The 18,147-nt window shown below is 66.2% G+C and carries 13 protein-coding genes; 7 read left to right on the forward strand and 6 right to left on the reverse strand.

The features are described from left to right. Window positions 1-108 precede the first annotated feature (108 nt). Genes ABQ137_RS17325 through ABQ137_RS17335 form a run of 3 tightly spaced genes read left to right on the forward strand, consistent with a single transcriptional unit; the run spans window position 109 to window position 7,831 of the window. On the forward strand, window positions 109-1,242 hold the full coding sequence (locus ABQ137_RS17325; RefSeq protein WP_024938697.1) for an efflux RND transporter periplasmic adaptor subunit: 1,134 nt from the start codon (window positions 109-111) through the stop codon (window positions 1,240-1,242). Next, window positions 1,239-4,748 carry an efflux RND transporter permease subunit gene (locus ABQ137_RS17330; RefSeq protein ID WP_349783249.1) on the forward strand — a complete coding sequence of 1,170 codons (3,510 nt, stop codon included), beginning with the start codon at window positions 1,239-1,241 and terminating at the stop codon, window positions 4,746-4,748. Before ABQ137_RS17325 ends, ABQ137_RS17330 begins: the two co-directional genes overlap by 4 nt. Continuing rightward, window positions 4,745-7,831, forward strand: coding sequence for an efflux RND transporter permease subunit (locus ABQ137_RS17335; protein WP_065031465.1), 3,087 nt, complete (start codon window positions 4,745-4,747; stop codon window positions 7,829-7,831). The genes ABQ137_RS17330 and ABQ137_RS17335 overlap by 4 nt, the downstream gene beginning before the upstream one ends. 943 nt (window positions 7,832-8,774) lie before the next feature. On the opposite strand, the gene ABQ137_RS17340 is transcribed toward ABQ137_RS17335, so the two are convergent. From ABQ137_RS17340 to zwf, 5 genes are all read right to left on the reverse strand, one after another. Then, window positions 8,775-9,434: a bifunctional 4-hydroxy-2-oxoglutarate aldolase/2-dehydro-3-deoxy-phosphogluconate aldolase gene (locus ABQ137_RS17340; protein WP_039815810.1), complete on the reverse strand. Its 660-nt coding sequence runs from the start codon at window positions 9,432-9,434 to the stop codon at window positions 8,775-8,777. A gap of 52 nt (window positions 9,435-9,486) precedes the next feature. After that, window positions 9,487-11,403 (reverse strand): phosphogluconate dehydratase, encoded by a 1,917-nt coding sequence (gene edd / locus ABQ137_RS17345; protein ID WP_024938694.1) that lies wholly within the window; start codon window positions 11,401-11,403, stop codon window positions 9,487-9,489. Between the two features lie 144 nt (window positions 11,404-11,547). After that, window positions 11,548-12,267 (reverse strand): 6-phosphogluconolactonase, encoded by a 720-nt coding sequence (gene pgl, locus ABQ137_RS17350; RefSeq protein WP_102254232.1) that lies wholly within the window; start codon window positions 12,265-12,267, stop codon window positions 11,548-11,550. Continuing rightward, a complete protein-coding gene (gene glk, locus ABQ137_RS17355; RefSeq protein WP_016902597.1) occupies window positions 12,264-13,271 on the reverse strand; it encodes a glucokinase in 1,008 nt (335 codons plus the stop codon). The genes pgl and glk overlap by 4 nt, the downstream gene beginning before the upstream one ends. Continuing rightward, the gene (gene zwf / locus ABQ137_RS17360) at window positions 13,268-14,698 is read right to left on the reverse strand and encodes a glucose-6-phosphate dehydrogenase (RefSeq protein ID WP_016902596.1); all 1,431 of its coding nucleotides are present in this window, start codon (window positions 14,696-14,698) and stop codon (window positions 13,268-13,270) included. The genes glk and zwf overlap by 4 nt, the downstream gene beginning before the upstream one ends. 421 nt (window positions 14,699-15,119) lie before the next feature. Here zwf and ABQ137_RS17365 point away from each other — a divergent pair, with 421 nt between their 5' ends. Beyond that, window positions 15,120-16,208, forward strand: a complete 1,089-nt coding sequence (locus ABQ137_RS17365; protein ID WP_349783250.1) for an ABC transporter ATP-binding protein — start codon at window positions 15,120-15,122, stop codon at window positions 16,206-16,208. Here ABQ137_RS17365 and ygfZ read toward each other — a convergent pair. After that, window positions 16,205-17,095 (reverse strand): CAF17-like 4Fe-4S cluster assembly/insertion protein YgfZ, encoded by an 891-nt coding sequence (gene ygfZ / locus ABQ137_RS17370; RefSeq protein ID WP_104554269.1) that lies wholly within the window; start codon window positions 17,093-17,095, stop codon window positions 16,205-16,207. The genes ABQ137_RS17365 and ygfZ overlap by 4 nt on opposite strands. A gap of 39 nt (window positions 17,096-17,134) precedes the next feature. Here ygfZ and ABQ137_RS17375 point away from each other — a divergent pair, with 39 nt between their 5' ends. Genes ABQ137_RS17375 through sdhD form a run of 3 tightly spaced genes read left to right on the forward strand, consistent with a single transcriptional unit; the run spans window position 17,135 to window position 18,140 of the window. After that, window positions 17,135-17,305 carry a DUF1674 domain-containing protein gene (locus tag ABQ137_RS17375; protein ID WP_162839016.1) on the forward strand — a complete coding sequence of 57 codons (171 nt, stop codon included), beginning with the start codon at window positions 17,135-17,137 and terminating at the stop codon, window positions 17,303-17,305. Window positions 17,306-17,361: 56 nt separating this feature from the next. Then, complete coding sequence (gene sdhC / locus ABQ137_RS17380; RefSeq protein WP_349783251.1) at window positions 17,362-17,757, forward strand: succinate dehydrogenase, cytochrome b556 subunit; 396 nt, start codon at window positions 17,362-17,364, stop codon at window positions 17,755-17,757. Further along, on the forward strand, window positions 17,754-18,140 hold the full coding sequence (sdhD, locus tag ABQ137_RS17385) for a succinate dehydrogenase, hydrophobic membrane anchor protein (RefSeq protein WP_016902592.1): 387 nt from the start codon (window positions 17,754-17,756) through the stop codon (window positions 18,138-18,140). The genes sdhC and sdhD overlap by 4 nt, the downstream gene beginning before the upstream one ends. The last annotated feature ends 7 nt before the right edge of the window (window positions 18,141-18,147 follow it).

Consider the following 18,147-nt stretch of genomic DNA (forward strand, 5'->3'; position numbering starts at 1 on the left):
GAATACGCGAACTTGAACAGACCATGACCTTTGGCGCATTGGCGACATGATCGTTCTGGTGGTCTACTTGCCTACAACACCTGTTCACGCATCCACTAGGACACGACGATGTCGCCACTCTCCTTCCTGCCCGGCCGCAGCGGAACCTGCGCCGCTGCATTGTTGATCACCACGAGCCTGTTGCTGGGCGGCTGCAAGGCGGGAGATGGCGAGGCCAAGGCGGCCGAGGAGAAGAAAACCGTCGATGCGGTACCGGTGGAAATTGCCAAGGCCGCACGCCGTGCGGTGGCGGCCAGCTATACCGGCACCGCCGCCCTGGAGCCGCGTGCCGAAGCGCAGGTGGTGGCCAAGACTTCCGGCGTTGCATTGGCGGTGATGGTGGAAGAGGGCCAGAAGGTGTCTGCGGGTCAGGCCCTGGTTCGCCTGGATCCGGACCGTGCGCATCTGGCGGTGGCGCAAAGCGAAGCGCAGCTGCGCAAACTGGAGAACAGTTACCGACGTGCCACCCAGTTGGTGGGGCAACAGCTGGTCAGTGCCGCCGATGTCGACCAGCTCAAGTTCGATGTCGAAAACAGCCGCGCGCAGCATCGCCTGGCATCGCTGGAGCTGTCCTACACCACGGTGCAGGCGCCGATTTCCGGGGTGATCGCCTCGCGCTCGATCAAGACCGGCAACTTCGTGCAGATCAATACGCCGATCTTCCGCATCGTCGACGATTCGCAGCTGGAGGCCACGCTCAACGTGCCCGAGCGCGAGCTGGCCACGCTCAAGTCCGGCCAGCCGGTGACCTTGCTGGCCGATGCCTTGCCCGGTCAGCAGTTCATCGGCAAGGTCGACCGCATTGCGCCGGTGGTGGATTCGGGCAGCGGCACTTTCCGGGTGATCTGTGCGTTCGGCCAGGGCGCCGAAGCGCTGCAGCCGGGCATGTTCGGGCGCATCCGCATCGACTACGACCAGCGCAAGGACGCGTTGGTGATCCCGCGCCTGGCGCTGCTGGACGATGGCGAGCCGGCCGTGTTCGTGGTGCGTAAGGGCAAGGCCAGCCGGGTGCCGGTGAAACTCGGTTATGCCGAAGGTCCGTGGCTGGAAGTGCGGCAAGGGCTGAAGGAAGGCGACCAGGTGGTGACCGCCGGCAAGGTGGCACTGCGTGATGGCACTGCGGTGCAGGTCATCGGCCAGCCCGACCGCAAGCCGGTTGCCGCTGCGGCACCGGCAGCCGGCAGCGACGGGAAACGCTCATGAGCGATCACGGCAACCCGCACGCACCCGTGCACGACCCGCATGCCTCCTTGCCCGGCGGCGGCGGTCTGGTGGCCTTCGCCACGCGGCGGCGGGTGACCATCGCGATGATCACCGTGACCATGCTGCTGTTCGGGCTGATCGCGTTGCGCAGTCTGAAGGTCAACCTGTTGCCGGACCTGAGCTACCCCACGCTGACCGTGCGCACCGAATACACCGGCGCGGCGCCGGCGGAAATCGAAACGCTGGTGACCGAGCCGGTGGAAGAAGCGGTCGGCGTGGTCAAGAACCTGCGCAAGCTCAAGTCGATCTCGCGCACCGGGCAGAGCGATGTGGTGCTGGAGTTCGCCTGGGGCACCAACATGGACCAGGCCAGCCTGGAGGTGCGCGACAAGATGGAAGCCCTGTCGCTGCCGCTGGAAACCAAGCCGCCGGTGCTGCTGCGCTTCAATCCATCCACCGAGCCGATCATGCGGCTGGCGCTGTCGCCCAAACAGGCGCCGGCCTCCGACAACGATGCGATCCGCCAGCTCACCGGGCTGCGTCGCTACGCCGATGAAGATCTGAAAAAGAAACTTGAACCGGTGGCCGGCGTGGCCGCGGTCAAGGTCGGCGGCGGGCTGGAAGACGAGATCCAGGTCGATATCGATCAGCAGAAACTGGCGCAGCTCAACCTGCCGATCGACAACGTGATCACCCGGCTCAAGGAGGAGAACGTCAATATCTCCGGCGGCCGGCTGGAGGAAGGCTCGCAGCGGTATCTGGTGCGCACGGTCAACCAGTTCGTGGATCTGGACGAGATCCGCAACATGCTGGTGACCACGCAAAGTAGCAGCGGTAGCGCCGCGGAAGCGGCGATGCAGCAGATGTATGCGATCGCCGCATCCACCGGGTCGCAGGCGGCGCTGGCCGCGGCGGCCGAAGTGCAGAGCACCTCGTCGGCGTCCAGCAGCAGCATCGCCGGCGGCATGCCGGTGCGATTGAAGGATGTGGCCGAGGTCCGCCAGGGCTACAAGGAACGCGAGGCGATCATCCGCCTGGGCGGCAAGGAAGCGGTGGAGCTGGCGATCTACAAGGAAGGCGATGCCAATACCGTGTCCACCGCCGCAGCGCTGCGCAAGCGGCTGGAGCAGTTGAAGGCGACCGTGCCCGGCGATGTGGAGATCACCACCATCGAGGACCAGTCGCACTTCATCGAGCACGCGATCAGCGACGTCAAGAAGGATGCGGTGATCGGCGGCGTGCTGGCGATCCTGATCATCTTCCTGTTCCTGCGCGATGGCTGGAGCACCTTCGTGATCAGCCTGTCGTTGCCGGTGTCGATCATCACCACCTTCTTCTTCATGGGCCAGTTGGGCCTGAGCCTCAACGTGATGTCGCTGGGCGGGCTGGCACTGGCCACCGGGCTGGTGGTGGACGACTCGATCGTGGTGCTGGAAAGCATCGCCAAGGCGCGCGAACGTGGCCTGAGCGTGCTGGATGCGGCAATCGCCGGCACCCGCGAAGTCAGCATGGCGGTGATGGCGTCCACATTGACCACGATCGCGGTGTTCCTGCCGCTGGTGTTCGTCGAGGGCATCGCCGGGCAGCTGTTCCGCGACCAGGCGCTGACCGTGGCGATCGCGATCGCGATCTCGCTGGTGGTGTCGATGACGCTGATCCCGATGCTGAGTTCGCTCAAGGGTGCGCCGCCGATGGCATTCCCGGACGAGCCCAGCCATCCGCAGTGGCAGCCGCAGCAGCGCTGGCTCAAGCCGGTGGCTGCCGGCCGGCGCGGGGCCGGCGCGAGCGTGCGCTATGCGTTCTTCGCGGTGGCGTGGACGGTGGTCAGGCTGTGGCGCGGCATCGCACGGGTGCTGTCGCCGGTGATGCGCAAGGCCAGCGACCTGGCGATGGCGCCGTATGGCCGCGCCGAGCGTGGTTATCTGGCGATGCTGCCGGCGGCATTGCGGCGGCCCGGCCTGGTGCTGGGACTGGCGGCCGCTGCGTTCATCGGCACCGTGTTGCTGGTGCCGATGCTGGGTGCGGATTTGATTCCGCAGCTGGCGCAGGACCGCTTCGACATGACGGTGAAGCTGCCTTCCGGCACGCCGCTGGCGCAGACCGACGCACTGGTGCGCGAGTTGCAGCTGGCGCACGACAAGGACCCGGGCATTGCCTCGTTGTATGGGGTGAGCGGCAGCGGTACGCGGCTGGACGCCAACCCCACCGAGAGCGGCGAGAACATCGGCAAGCTCACCGTGGTGATGGCCGGCGGCGGCAGCCCGGAAGTGGAAGCGGCGGCCACCAGGCGACTACGCAGCAGCATGGTCGGGCATCCCGGAGCGCAGGTGGATTTTGCACGGCCAGCATTGTTCAGTTTTTCCACGCCGCTGGAAGTGGAGCTGCGCGGGCAGGACCTGGGCGAGCTGGAACGTGCCGGGCAGAAGCTGGCAGCGATGCTGCGGGCCAATGGCCACTACGCCGACGTCAAGTCGACGGTGGAAGAGGGCTTCCCGGAAATCCAGATCCGTTTCGATCAGGAACGCGCCGCTGCGTTGGGCCTGACCACCCGCCAGATCGCCGATGTGATCGTCAAGAAGGTGCGCGGCGATGTGGCCACGCGCTACAGCTTTCGCGATCGCAAGATCGATGTGCTGGTGCGTGCGCAACACAGCGACCGCGCCAGTGTGGATGCGATCCGGCAGTTGATCGTCAACCCGGGCAGCAGCCGGCCGGTGCGTCTGGCGGCGGTGGCCGAGGTGGTGGCGACGACCGGGCCGAGCGAGATCCATCGCGCCGATCAGACCCGCGTGGCGATCGTCTCGGCCAGCCTGCATGACATGGATCTGGGCGGCGCGGTGCGCGAGGTCGAATCGATGGTGCGCAACGATCCGCTAGCCGCCGGCGTGGGCATGCATATCGGCGGGCAGGGCGAGGAACTGGCGCAATCGGTGAAGTCGCTGTTGTTCGCCTTCGGTCTGGCGATCTTTCTGGTCTATCTGGTGATGGCCTCGCAGTTCGAATCGCTGCTGCATCCGTTCGTCATCCTGTTCACCATTCCGCTGGCGATGGTCGGCGCGGTGCTGGCCTTGCTGATGACCGGCAAGCCGGTGTCGGTGGTGGTGTTCATCGGCTTGATCCTGCTGGTGGGGCTGGTGACCAAGAACGCGATCATCCTGATCGACAAGGTCAACCAGCTGCGCGAGGAGGGCGTGCCCAAGCGCGAGGCCTTGATCGAAGGCGCGCGTTCGCGCTTGCGGCCGATCGTGATGACCACGCTGTGCACCTTGTTCGGCTTCCTGCCGTTGGCGGTGGCGATGGGCGAGGGCGCCGAGGTGCGCGCGCCGATGGCGATCACCGTGATCGGTGGGTTGCTGGTGTCCACGCTGCTGACCCTGCTGGTGATCCCGGTGGTGTACGACCTGCTGGACCGTCGCGCCGATGCGTACTACCTGGAGCGTGGCCGGCGCACGGCCGGCCAACGTGCGCAGGCGACCGGTAACTCCGACGGGCTGGAGGCGCTATGAGCGTTGCCGCCTTCAGCATCCGTCGGCCGGTCACCACCATCATGTGCTTCGTCTCGCTGGTGGTGGTGGGGCTGATTGCCGCGTTCCGGCTGCCGCTGGAGGCGCTGCCGGACATTTCCGCACCGTTCCTGTTCGTGCAACTGCCGTACACCGGGTCCACCCCAGACGAGGTGGAACGCAACCTGGTGCGGCCGGCCGAAGAGGCGCTGGCGACGATGACTGGCATCAAGCGCATGCGCTCGACCGCCACCGCCGACGGCGCCAACATCTTCATCGAGTTCTCCGATTGGGACCGCGACATCGCCATCGCCGCATCGGATGCGCGCGAGCGGCTGGATGCCATCCGCGACGATTTTCCGGAAGATCTGCAGCGCTTCCACATCTACAAATGGTCCAGCAGCGACGAGCCGGTGCTGAAGGTGCGCCTGGCCAGCCAGACCGACCTGACCGGCGCGTACGACATGCTCGACCGCGAGTTCAAGCGGCGCATCGAACGGATTCCCGGCGTGGCCAAGGTGGAGATCTCCGGCGCACCGCCGAACGAAGTGGAGATCGCCATCGCGCCGGACCGGCTCACCGCGCACGACCTCAGCCTCAATGATTTGAGCGAGCGCCTGGGCAAGCTCAATTTTTCGGTGTCGGCAGGGCAGATCGACGACAACGGCCAGCGCATTCGGGTACAGCCGATCGGCGAATTGCGCGACCTGCAGGAACTGCGCGACCTGGTGCTCAATGCCAAGGGGCTGCGGCTGGCCGATATCGCGCAGGTGCGGCTGAAGCCGACGCGGATGAATTACGGCCGCCGCCTGGATGGGCGCCCGGCGATCGGGCTGGATATCTACAAGGAGCGCAGCGCCAACCTGGTGGATGTGTCCAAGGCGGCGTTGAAGGAGGTCGAGGACATCCGCGCCGAACCTGCGATGCGCGATGTGCAGATCAAGGTGATCGACAACCAGGGCAAGGCGGTGACCTCGTCGCTGGCGGAACTGGCCGAAGCCGGCGCGGTGGGCCTGTTGTTGTCGATCACGGTGCTGTTCTTCTTCCTGCGCCACTGGCCATCGACGCTGATGGTGACGCTGGCGATTCCGATCTGCTTTGCGATCACGCTGGGCTTCATGTATTTCGTCGGCGTCACGCTCAACATCCTGACCATGATGGGCCTGCTGCTGGCGGTCGGCATGCTGGTCGACAACGCGGTGGTGGTGGTGGAAAGCATCTACCAGGAACGCGAGCGCATGCCCGGTCAACCGCAGCTTGCGGCCCTGCTCGGCACGCGCAGCGTGGCGATCGCGCTCAGCGCCGGCACCTTGTGCCATTGCATCGTGTTCGTGCCGAACCTGTTTGGCGAGACCAACAACATCAGCATCTTCATGGCGCAGATCGCGATCACCATTTCGGTGTCGCTGCTGGCCTCGTGGCTGGTGGCGATCAGCCTGATTCCGATGTTGTCGGCGCGCATGAAGACACCACCGATGGTGAGCTCCGAGCGCGGCGTGATTGCGCGGCTGCAGCGGCGTTATGCCAAGGTGCTGGCATGGACGCTGGCCCATCGCGGCTGGAGCGTGGCCGGCATCGTGTTGGTCAGTGCGATCAGCCTGGTGCCGATGAAGTTGACCAAGGTCGACATGTTCGGCGGCGATGGCGGCAACGAGGCTTTCATCCAGTATCAGTGGAAAGGCTCGTACACGCATGAGCAGATGGGTGAGGAAGTGGGTCGGGTCGAGCGTTACCTGCAAGCCAATCGCGACAAGTACCACATCACCCAGATCTATTCGTGGTTCAGCGAAGCGGAAGGCGGCAGCACCACCGTGACTTTCGACGCGGGCAAGGTCAAGGAGCTGCCGGCGTTGCTGGAACAGATCCGCAAGGCCTTGCCGCGCTCGGCGCGTGCGGACTACAGCATCGGCAACCAGGGCGATGGCGGCAGCGGCAATCAAGGCGTGCAGGTGCAGTTGGTCGGCGATTCGACCCAGGCCTTGCAGGCCCTGGCCGACGATGTGATGCCGCTGCTGGCGCAGCGCAAGGAATTGCGCGACGTGCACGTGGACACCGGCGACCGCACCAGCGAGTTGGCGATCCGGGTCGATCGCGAGCGTGCGGCAGCCTTCGGGTTCAGTGCCGAGCAGGTGGCAAGTTTCGTCGGTCTGGCGTTGCGTGGCACGCCGTTGCGCGAGTTCCGCCGCGGCGACAACGAGGTACCGGTGTGGGTGCGCTTTGCCGGCGCCGAACAGAGCAAGCCGGAAGACCTGGCCAGCTTCACGGTACGCACCAAGGATGGCCGCAGCGTGCCGTTGCTCAGTCTGGTCGATGTGCAGATTCGCCCGGCCGCCACCCAGATCGGCCGCACCAATCGCCAGACCACGCTGACCATCAAGGCCAATCTGGCCAGCAAGGTCACCGTGCCGGAAGCACGCGCGGCAATGGAAAAGCCGCTCAAGGCGATGAGTTTCCCCGCCGGTTACAGCTATACCTTCGACGGCGGCGATTACCAGAACGACGGCGAAGCGATGGGCCAGATGGTGTTCAACCTGGTGATCGCGCTGGTGATGATCTATGTAGTGATGGCAGCGGTATTCGAATCGCTGCTGTTTCCTGCGGCGATCATGAGCGGCGTGGTGTTTTCGATCTTCGGGGTGTTCTGGCTGTTCTGGATCACCGGCACCTCGTTCGGGATCATGTCCTTCATCGGCATCCTGGTGTTGATGGGCGTGGTGGTGAACAACGGCATCGTGATGATCGAGCACATCAACAACCTGCGCCGCCGCGGCATGGGCCGCACGCAGGCCTTGATCGAAGGCTCACGCGAGCGCTTGCGGCCGATCATGATGACGATGGGCACCGCCATCCTGGCGATGGTGCCGATCTCGCTGACCAGCACCACGATGTTCAGCGATGGCCCGCCGTACTTCCCGATGGCCCGCGCGATCGCCGGCGGACTGGCGTTCTCGACGGTGGTGAGCCTGCTGTTCCTGCCGACGATCTACGCAATTCTCGATGACATGAGCAACGGCGCAGCCGCGCTGGTACGACGTGCGCGCGGCGTGCCGAAGACGCCGCCGGCAAGCGTTGCGCTGGAATCGTGAGCCGCCAACCCTGCTGAAGTTTCCCTGGCCTAAGGCACTCACCAGCGCACTGAGGCCCTGAGTGACAAGGCGCAAAGCCCCTCTCCCGGTGGGGCGAGGAGGCACGGCTTGCACGCCATGGACGCGCGTGCCTTGGATCTACCGCGCCGCAAGCGTGGGCCGGGAGCGGGGTTGGGGGGAGGGTACGGTTTCTCTTCCGGGGCACTGCCAGGCACGCGGCTGTGTTTCGCTGGCTTTGGTGAGGGCGACAGCGCGTCCGCGGACTGGCTCCTCGGCTCGGTCAGACATCCTGTCTGACTCGCCGCCGCAGCACATCCCTGTGCCGCTCTCCGCCAATCCCCGGCCACGCTGCCGCTTCGGCGAGTCGTTTCCGCGACGTTGAGCGACGAAAAACGGCAGCCGATTCAGTGGTCGATTTTTGGTGCGTGCCAATCATCCGCCACGTTCGCTGCACGTCCTCTGGACCTTCGACTTCGTAGCTCCCAGACACACCGCCCAGACACCAACTACTCAGAAGTGCACGGTTTCCAGCGCTCTCAATCCGCTGCCTTCAAGAGGGATGCGAAGAAGCCTCTGCCCCAATAGCCGAGGCAACGATCAAAACCTAGGTCGAGCATGCCCTGCGGCAGTGGCTGCTCTCCGTTCCGCCAACACAGGAACATTCGAAGAGTGGTCCGCGGGCGCCGGGGCAGGACCTTACACGACATGGCGCGTGTAAGAGCCCCCATGGATGGGTTCACGGCGTGTCCTGCCCGGCGCCCGCGGGCCGCTGGCACGCATGAAACAAGGCGCCTGCCAGCAGCCTTTCCTCAACCAAAGTGAAAGCGCCAGCAAACCGGGCTTTCCTCATTCAAAACCAAAGCGCCAACTGATCAGCTGTCCTCAGCTATCCAGCTTTCCCGGCAACCTGGGTTCCAAGCCGCTGGATACACTGGCCAGAGAATCAGCCCGCGCGTACCTGCCGCACGATCGCCGCCGCCTTGGCCGAGCTCTCCTTGACCTTGTCCCACTGGCCCTGTGCCAGCCAGTCCTTGGGCACCATCCACGAGCCGCCGATGCACAGCACATTCGGCTGCGACAGGAACTCGGCCGCGTTGGCCTCGCTGATGCCGCCGGTGGGGCAGAGCTTGAGTTCGGACAGCGGGCCGGCCAGGCCCTTGAGCATCTGCAAGCCGCCCACGGCGGTGGCCGGGAACAGCTTGCACACGCGGAAGCCCAGGCCCATCAGGGTCAGCAGCTCGGTCGGCGTGGCCGCGCCGGGCACGGCGGGGATCGGCGCATCGGCAAGCAGGCGCGCCAGCGGCGCCGGCGTGCCGGGGGTGACCAGGAAGTCGGCACCGGCATCCACCGACTGACGCAGTTGCAGCTCGCTCAGCACGGTGCCGGCGCCGATCACGATGTTGGGCAGCTCGCGCTTGAGCATGGCCAGCGCTTCGATCGCAATCGGGGTGCGCAGGGTCAGTTCGATCGCGGGCAGGCCGCCTTCGAGCAGCGCATCGGCCACGCGGCGCGCCTGGTCCAGCGTGTCCACGGTGACCACCGGCAGGATGCCGGCATCGCGCAGCAGCTGTTCGGCGGTGTTCTGGGTCTGGGCAATCGTCATTGCAACTCCGTTAGACGGCGACCGCGGGGCGGTCGCGCAGAGGGAAGGGGAATCAGGCGTCCTTGGACTCGTGCGGTGCGGCGGCGGCGGCTGCATCGGCACCGAGTTCGTACTCGGCGTCGTAGCTCCACAGCGCGCCGTCCGGACGGGTCGGGCCGCAGGAAATCGAGATGGCGCCCTGGTCGGCCGGGCCAACCACCTGGCGGTTGATGGCGAACAGGTTGCGCCCCAGGTCGTTGCCCGCCACCGAGGTGTTGGGTGCGACCTCGCGCGATGCCCACTCTTCGGCCGAGACCAGCACTTCCAGCGTGCCGGCTTCACCGTCCAGGCGCACGATGTCGCCTTCGCGCACACGCCCGATCGGACCGCCGCGTGCGGCTTCGGGCGTCATGTGGATCGCCGCCGGGAACTTGCCCGACGCACCGGACAGACGGCCGTCGGTGACCAAGGCCACACGCCGGCCCTGGTTCTGCAGCAAACCCAGCAACGGCGCCATCGAATGCAGTTCCGGCATGCCGTTGGCACGCGGGCCCTGGTAACGCAGCACCACCACGAAATCGTGCGGCAGCACGCCGGCGGCGTGCAGCTTGTTGAGCACCTGTGGCGTGTCGATCACCACTGCCGGCGCTTCGATCGTACGGTGCTGCGGCTTGACTGCCGACAACTTGATCAGCGAACGGCCCAGGTTGCCGCGCAGCAGGCGCAGGCCGCCCTGCGATTCGAATGCGGCGCTGACCGGCCGCGCCACGCTGTCGTCGGCGGTGGTCGCAGTGCCGGGCACGTAGACGACCTTGCCGTCCTGCAGGCGCGGCTCGTTGGCGTAGGCGCGCATGCCGCCTTCGACCACGGTGGGCAGGTCGTCGTGCATCAGCCCGGCGTCCATCAGCTCGCGGAACACGAAGGCAGTGCCGCCCGCGGCCTGGAAGCGGTTCACGTCGGCTTCGCCGTTGGGGTAGATGCGGGTCAGCAGCGGCACGGTCTGCGAGATCAGATCCATGTCGTCCCAGGTCAGCACGATGCCGGCCGCACGCGCTACCGCAATCCAGTGGATGGTGTGATTGGTCGAACCACCGGTGGCCATCAGCGCGACCACGGCATTGACGATGGCACGCTCGTCGATCAGGCGACCGAACGGACGGAAGTCCTGGCCCAGCGCAGAAATTGCCAGCGCACGCGCGGTGCCCTCACGGGTCAGCGCATCGCGCAACTGCAGCTCCGGGTTGACGAACGAGGCACCGGGCAGCTGCACGCCCATCGCCTCGAGCAACACCTGGTTGGAATTGGCGGTGCCGTAGAAGGTGCAGGTGCCGGGCGAGTGATACGAGGACGACTCGGCTTCCAGCAGTTCGGCGCGGGTGGCTTCGCCGGCGGCGTAGCGCTCGCGCACTTCGGCCTTCTGCTTGTTCGGAATGCCGGGCGTCATCGGGCCGGCCGGCATGAACAGCGCCGGCAGATGCCCGAACGCCAGCGCGCCGATCAGCAAGCCCGGCACGATCTTGTCGCACACGCCCAGGTACACCACGCTGTCGAACATATCGTGGCTGAGGCCGATCGCCGCGGCCTGGGCGATGTTGTCGCGCGAGAACAGCGACAGCTCCATGCCGGCGCGGCCCTGGGTCACGCCGTCGCACATCGCCGGCACGCCGCCGGCCACCTGCGCGGTGGCACCGAGCGTACGCGCGGTGTCGCGGATCAGCTGCGGGTAATGCTCGAACGGCTGGTGTGCCGACAGCATGTCGTTGTAGGCGGTGATGATGCCCAGGTTGGGCGTGGCCGCACCGCGCAGGCGCGACTTGTCGGTCGGCTCGGACGCGGCGAAACCATGCGCCAGGTTGCCGCAGCTCAAACGGCTACGGAACGGCCCCTCGCGCAGGGCGGCATCGAGACCGGCCAGATACGCCGCGCGCGACGGCGCGCTGCGCTTGCGGATACGGTCGGTGACAGCTTGGATGTTCGGATGCAGGCTCATTGGCTACCGGCTATGAGAAACGGGGAAGGTAATCACGCTGTTCTTTTCGTAGATACCCGCACATGGATGTGCGGGCTTTTGCGAAGGACTCGCACGTTTGAATCCCCGCACATGGATGTGCGGGCTCTTGCGAGGGACTCGCACTCACGCACACCAGTGAACCCGCAATTTCGGGCCCGGCGGCTGCAGCGCCACGCGGATCGGATACTCGCTGACATCGTCACCGGCCAATGCAGCCTGCAGCACGTCCAGCTTCTGCTTGCCGCGCAACAGCAGCAGGCGGGTCGGGATGGCGGCCAGTCCGGCCGGTGTCAGCGTGATCCGCAGCGGCCACTGATTCGAGCCGGGGCAGCCGGTGGCATCCAGCGACGCGTACGGCTGCGGGCTGGACAGCGCCTTGCTCAGGTCGGTCGAGCCCGGAAACAGGGAGGCGGTGTGTCCGTCGCCGCCCATGCCCAGCACCGCCAGGCACGCAGGCTCGGCGTGCCTGGCCTGCAGGTTCGCGGTGTGCACGCACTCGGGCAACTGCTTGCCCGGGCGCACCAGCGGGATGAAGGTGGCCGCCGGTGCGTGGGTCAAAAAGCTGTGATTGACCAGCCAGGCGTTGCTGTCCTGATCCTGCGGCGAGAGCCAGCGCTCATCGACCAGGCCCACTTCCACCCGCGACCAGTCCAGCGGACGGTGGGCAAGGGATTCGTACACGGGCGCCGGGGTGGTGCCGCCTGACAGCAGCATGCGTGCCTGGCCGCGGCGCGATATCTCCTGTTCCAGCAGGTCGGCCATCTCGCTGGCTACCGCCTCGGTCCACTCGGCCGGGTCTTCGTAGCGCACCAGTGTGATGCGCGGATTGTCCTGCAGGTTCATCGCTGCTCCCCTGGATGCTGACGCTGCGCATCCACCGCATAGGCGGCGGCGCCGAGCAGGCCGGCATGCGGGTGCATGACAGCCAGCGATGGCACCCGCGACATGATCGCGGAGAAGCGTCCCTTGTGTTCGAAGCGCTGGCGGAAGCCGGAATGCTGCAGCGAATCCAGCACCTTGGGCACCAGCCCGCCGGTGAGGAATACGCCGTCCCAGGCGCCCTGCATCAACACCATATCGCCGGCGATCGCACCGAAGATGGCGCAGAACAGATCGATGGTGCGCGACGAGCGCGGGTCGCCCGCCGCCGCACGCGCGGTGATGTCCTTGGGCTGCAGCGGGCCCGGGTCGACCCCGGCGATCTCGCTGAGCGCGCGATGGATGTTGACCAGGCCCGGGCCGCAGATCAGGCGCTCGTTGGAGACCCGGCCGAACTGCTCGGAAAGGATTTCCAGGATGCGGATCTCCTCTGGCGTGCCGGGCGGAAAGCTGACGTGGCCACCTTCGGTTTCCAGCGGAAAGCAACGCCCGTTGCGGATGATCAGCCCACCCACGCCCAGCCCGGTGCCCGGGCCGATCACGCCGTAGTTGCGCGGCTGATCGATCGGCGCCGGCCGCCAGCTGGCGCCGCCGACCTGCACCACGTCCTGCGGGCGCAGCAGGCTGATCGCCATGGCCTGCGCGGCGAAGTCGTTGATCAGGTGCAGGGTGCTGAAGCCCAGCATCGCTGCGGTGCGCGAGCGCGAGATCACCCACGGATGGTTGGTGATGCGCGCCTCGTCGCCGTCCACGCGGCCGGCCACGGCGAACACGCCCTGGGTGGCCTGCACGCCGATCTGATCGAGGTAATAGCGCGCGGCTTCGCCGAGCGAACCGAAATCGACCACCGCAAATTCGCGCGAGGTGTCATCCAGCAGCGGCACCGAGGCGTCGACGTCGGCCAGCGCGAAGCGCGCATTGGTTCCGCCGATATCGGCAACCAGCACCGGCTTGGAAGGAGCGGTCATGCGGTGTGTCCCTGTGCGTCGGTGGCCGGGGGCAGGAAGGGCGCCGCGGCATCGGGGCCCCAGCTGCCGGCCGGGTAGGGCTGCAGCGGCAGCTGCGCGTCTTTCCACGCATCGCTGACGCTGTCGATCCACGACCAGGCGGCCTTGACCTCGTCGTCGCGTACGAACAGCGCCGGGTTGCCGTTGAAGGCATCCACGAACAGGCGCTCGTAGGCGATGCGGCGGTGCAGGCCGGTCGGCACCGACAGTTCCAGTTCCAGCGGCTGCAGTTCGATCGCACCCCATTCCGGGCCGGCCAGGCTGCTCATCAGACCAAGCTCGATGTTTTCCTGCGGCTGCAGCTGGAAGGTCAGGCGGTTGGGCACCGCGTTCTGCCGGTCCGGGCGCTCGAACAGCCAATGCGTCACCGGCTTGAGCGTGACCACGATGCGGGTGGAACGCTCGGCCAGACGCTTGCCGGTGCACAGGTGGAACGGCACCCCGGCCCAGCGCCAGTTGTCGATATGCGCGGTCACCGCGACGAAGGTTTCCACGTCGCTGCCTTCCGGCGGGTGATAGGCCTGCGCCGGCTGGCCGTTGATGCTGCCGGCGGTGTAGCGGCCACGCACGCTGTCGTGGGCGGCATGCTCGGCGGTCATCGGGCGCAGCGCGCGCAGCACCTTGACCTTCTCGTCGCGGATGCGATCGGCTTCCAGCGAGGCCGGCGGCTCCATCGCCACCAGGCACAACAACTGCAGGATGTGACTCTGCACCATGTCGCGCAGCGCGCCGGAGCGCGCGTAGTAGGCATCGCGCCCATCCACGCCTTCGCTCTCGGCCACCAGGATCTGCACCGACTCGATATAGGTGCGGTTCCACACCGCTTCCAGCAACGTATTGCCGAAGCGCAGGGCGATCAGGTTCTGCACCGCCGCCTTGCCCAGGTAGTGGTCGAGGCGGAACACGCGGTCTTCGTCGATCAGCGCGCCGATCGACTGCAGGATCTCGCGGGCGCTGTCCGAGTCGTGGCCGATCGGCTTTTCCAGCATCAGCCGGTGCGGCGCAGCCAGCGCGCCGCCCAGGGCCAGGCCCTGGCAGGTGCTGATGTACAGGCCCGGCGGAATCGCCAGGTAGCTCACGCACTGGCGGCTGGCCAGCTCGCGTACGGCATTGGCCACCGACTCGGCATCGCGCAGATCCACCGAGCGATAGTCGACCCGCTGCAGCAGCGTTTCGATCTGCTCGGGCGTGGCGATCGGCAGCGCGGCGGCCAGGCGCGGGCGCAGGACCTCGCGGAATGCCTCGGTGTCGTGCGGAGACAGCGCCAGTGCGCGGATACGGAAATCCTCCGGCAGCAGGCCATCGACGAACAATCGCAGCAGGGACGGGAAGAGATAGCGCTGGGCGAGATCGCCGGTGGCGCCGAACAGGATCAGGGTGTTGTGCATGGACCGAATTTCAGATTCTGGAGACATCGTGATCAGCAGCTGGTCGGAAAGGCGCCGGACAGCCGGCGGTCGGTATGTCTGTTCCTGAGCGACACTGGCGTGCGCGCAGCGGGGGATGGACGCGCACGCCCAATCCCCGATTGTTGCAGCAAGTGGCCGTCAGCGGTTAGCGCCGCGGCGGTTGACCTGCACATGCGTGGCCGAATGGCGGGCCTCGCAAGGTAGGCTGCACCGCTTGAGACAGCGGCTTGGGTCGGTGGCGGCATGGTCCCTCCCGAGATCGATGTTGCCATGTGAAAACGATTACATGTCAGAATAAACCAATGCATTCGTTTGCAGGGGATTTCCTTGCAGGCGCATGCGGCGTCACCGCCGTCGGGAGGGCCGAGGGCAGGGCGCACAACTTACGTTGAGGCCGAAGATGGCGAAAGTGCAGTTGGAAGGTGTCCGCAAGGTCTACGAGAACGGCCAGGTCGCGGTGCAGGGTGCGAGCTTCGAGGTCGCCGATGGCGAGCTGATGGTGCTGGTCGGTCCGTCCGGCTGCGGCAAGTCGACCCTGTTGCGCATGATCGCCGGGCTCGAGGACATCAGTGCCGGCACGCTGAAGATCGGCGAGCGCGTGGTCAACGACGTGGCTCCCAAGGACCGCGACATCGCCATGGTGTTCCAGAGCTACGCGCTCTATCCGCACATGACCGTGGCCGAGAACCTGGCCTTCGGGCTCAAGCTGCGCGGCCACCCCAAACAGGTCATCGCCGAGCGCGTCAACAACGCCGCCGAGTTGCTGGGGCTGACCCCGATGCTCGACAAGCTGCCCAAGGCGATGTCCGGCGGCCAGCGTCAGCGCGTGGCGCTGGGGCGGGCGATGGTGCGCGAGTCGTCGGTGTTCCTGCTCGACGAGCCGCTGTCCAATCTGGATGCCAAGCTGCGCCACAGCGTGCGTACCGAGATCGCGCAGCTGCATCGCAAGCTCGGCACCACGATGATCTACGTCACCCACGATCAGGTCGAGGCGATGACGCTGGGCCAGCGCATCGTGGTGCTCAAGGATGGGGTGATCCAGCAGATCGACAGCCCGATGGCGCTGTACGACCGCCCGGCCAATCTGTTTGTGGCCGGATTCCTCGGCAGCCCGGCGATGAACGTGCTGCAGGGGCGCCTGGATGAGCAGGACGGCCTGCATCTGGTCATGGCCGATGGCTGGCGCGTGCCGCTGGGTGCGGCGCGGGTCGAGCGCAGCTGGTTCGGTCACGAGGTGATCGTCGGCGTGCGTCCGGAGCATCTGCAGCCGTCAAACGATGCCGCGCTGGGCTTTGACGCGCGTATCGACGTGATCGAGCCGGTCGGCAACGAGATCTTCCTCAACCTCGACCGTGGCGGCCAGCCGCTGGTGATCCGGGTCGCACCGCAGGCCCTGCCGGCGGTGGGGGAGCAGCTGCGCCTGGCACTGCGCAGCGAGGCGCTGCACTTCTTCGACCCGGCCAGCGGCGAACGGCTGGCACTGGCCTAACGCGCCAGTCCCTGCACGAATGCAAGCGGGCGGGCGGCATGCGCGCCCGCCTGCAGCACGGCGTCGGCCTCCAGGGTCAGCTCCAGCGGCAGCACCGCCAGCGCAAGATCGCCCGCCACGCTGACCAGCGTTCCAACGGTGGCATCGCCCAGCAGCACGGCCTGGCCCGCCTCGACCAGCGCATCGCTGCCAACGGCATCGACCTGCAGCAGCTGCAGTGCACGCTTGGCCTTGCCCAGAAAATGCGTCCGCGCCACGATTTCCTGGCCCGGATAGCAGCCCTTCTTGACGCTGAAGGCCTGCAGGCGATCCAGCGCCAGCTGCTGCGGCGTCCACTGCTCACGTTGCGCATCGGGCAGGCGCGCCAGCCCCAGTTGCAGGTCCGTACGGCGCCACTCGGCGTCCATGCGCGGTACTTCGATAGGCGCGGCCAATGCCTCATCGTTCGTCAGCAACACCAGCGTGCGCGGCAGGGCAGGGCTGCCCAGGTCCAATTCGATACGCTGCGTTCCGATATCGGCCTGCGCGCCCTGGGCGCGGGCGGGCGCGGCAAGGCCGCCAAACGCCGAAAGCGCCGCCACGCCGATCTTGAGCTTGCGTCGGAACACAAAACGGCCGAGTTGCGTTGCGATCTCGGCCGCATTGCCATCGGGCAACAGCATCAGCAGGTGGGTGTCGTCCTCACGCAGGAGTGCGAAGATGGCGATCACGCGCCCCTTTGCCGTCAACCACGCATTCCACTGCCACTGCCCGATCGCCAGCGCCTGTACGTCGTTGGCAAATTGCGCATGCGCGAACGCCACTGCATCCGTCCCGATCAAGCGGACGTATTGCATGTCGTGCAGGGAGCCAAAACCCTGTGGAATAAGATTCAGGTTGTCAGCCATGGAAGGGGAGGACTAAAATCGCAATGTTGTGAGACCACTATGATAGGCCATCCAACCCCCACCCCAGCGCAGGATTCCGAGACGCAGCCTTCTCCTCAGGAGCATCTTCCCGAGAAGCAGCCACTGCCCAAGGAGATTGGTGGACGCGACGGCCCCGAGCCAACGCGCTACGGCGACTGGGAAAAAAATGGACGCTGCATCGATTTTTGAGCAGCTTTTAGCCACAGCGGTCTAGTGCCGCCCAGCCGAGAAAACGAGCCCAGCGAATGGCGATCCGCGAACGTCCTCTTTCCCCGCATCTCCAGGTGTACCGCTGGCAGATACAGATGGTGACCTCGATTCTCAATCGAGCCACTGGCATCGTACTGTCCATCGGCGCCCTGGCGATTGCCGCCGCCTTGCTGACATTGATGCTCGGCCCCAACCACTGGAATTGTTTCCGCGAGCACGCAGGCGCCTGGTACGGCCAGGTCTTCCTGTTCGGCTGGACCTGGTGCTTCGCGTTCCACCTGTTCGGTGGACTGCGCCACATCATGCAGGACTTCGGACAGGGCTATGCAGTGCGCTCGTTCGTCAGTCTTGGCTGGTTGTCGCTAATCCTGAGCTTCGTGCTCACCGCTGCGATCTGGGCCTATGTACTGCTGGCCGGAGGTGCCGTATGAACCGCTACCGTACCCCGCTGAAGAACGTGCGTGGCCTGGGTGCCGCCAAGACCGGCACCGAGCACTTCGTGGTGCAGCGCCTGACCGCCACCGCCCTGGTGCCGCTGTCGATCTGGTTCCTGATCTTCGTGCTGAGCCTGATCGGTGCCGATCACGCTGCGGCCAGCGCTGCCGTGGCCAAGCCCTGGAACGCGATCCTGTTGGTCGGCTTCCTGATCGCCTCGTTCTGGCATGCGCAGCTGGGCATGCAGGTGGTGCTGGAAGATTACGTGCACAACTCGCTGCTCGCGCTTGCTGCGCAGACCATCGTGCGCTTCGTCGCCGTGCTGGGCGCCATCGTCAGCGTGTTTGCCGTGGCGCGTATTGCGCTGGGCATCAGCTGAGTCGTCC

Origin of the sequence: Xanthomonas sp. WHRI 8393 (assembly GCF_040203315.1) — a bacterium.
In the GTDB taxonomy this organism is placed as follows: domain Bacteria; phylum Pseudomonadota; class Gammaproteobacteria; order Xanthomonadales; family Xanthomonadaceae; genus Xanthomonas; species Xanthomonas arboricola.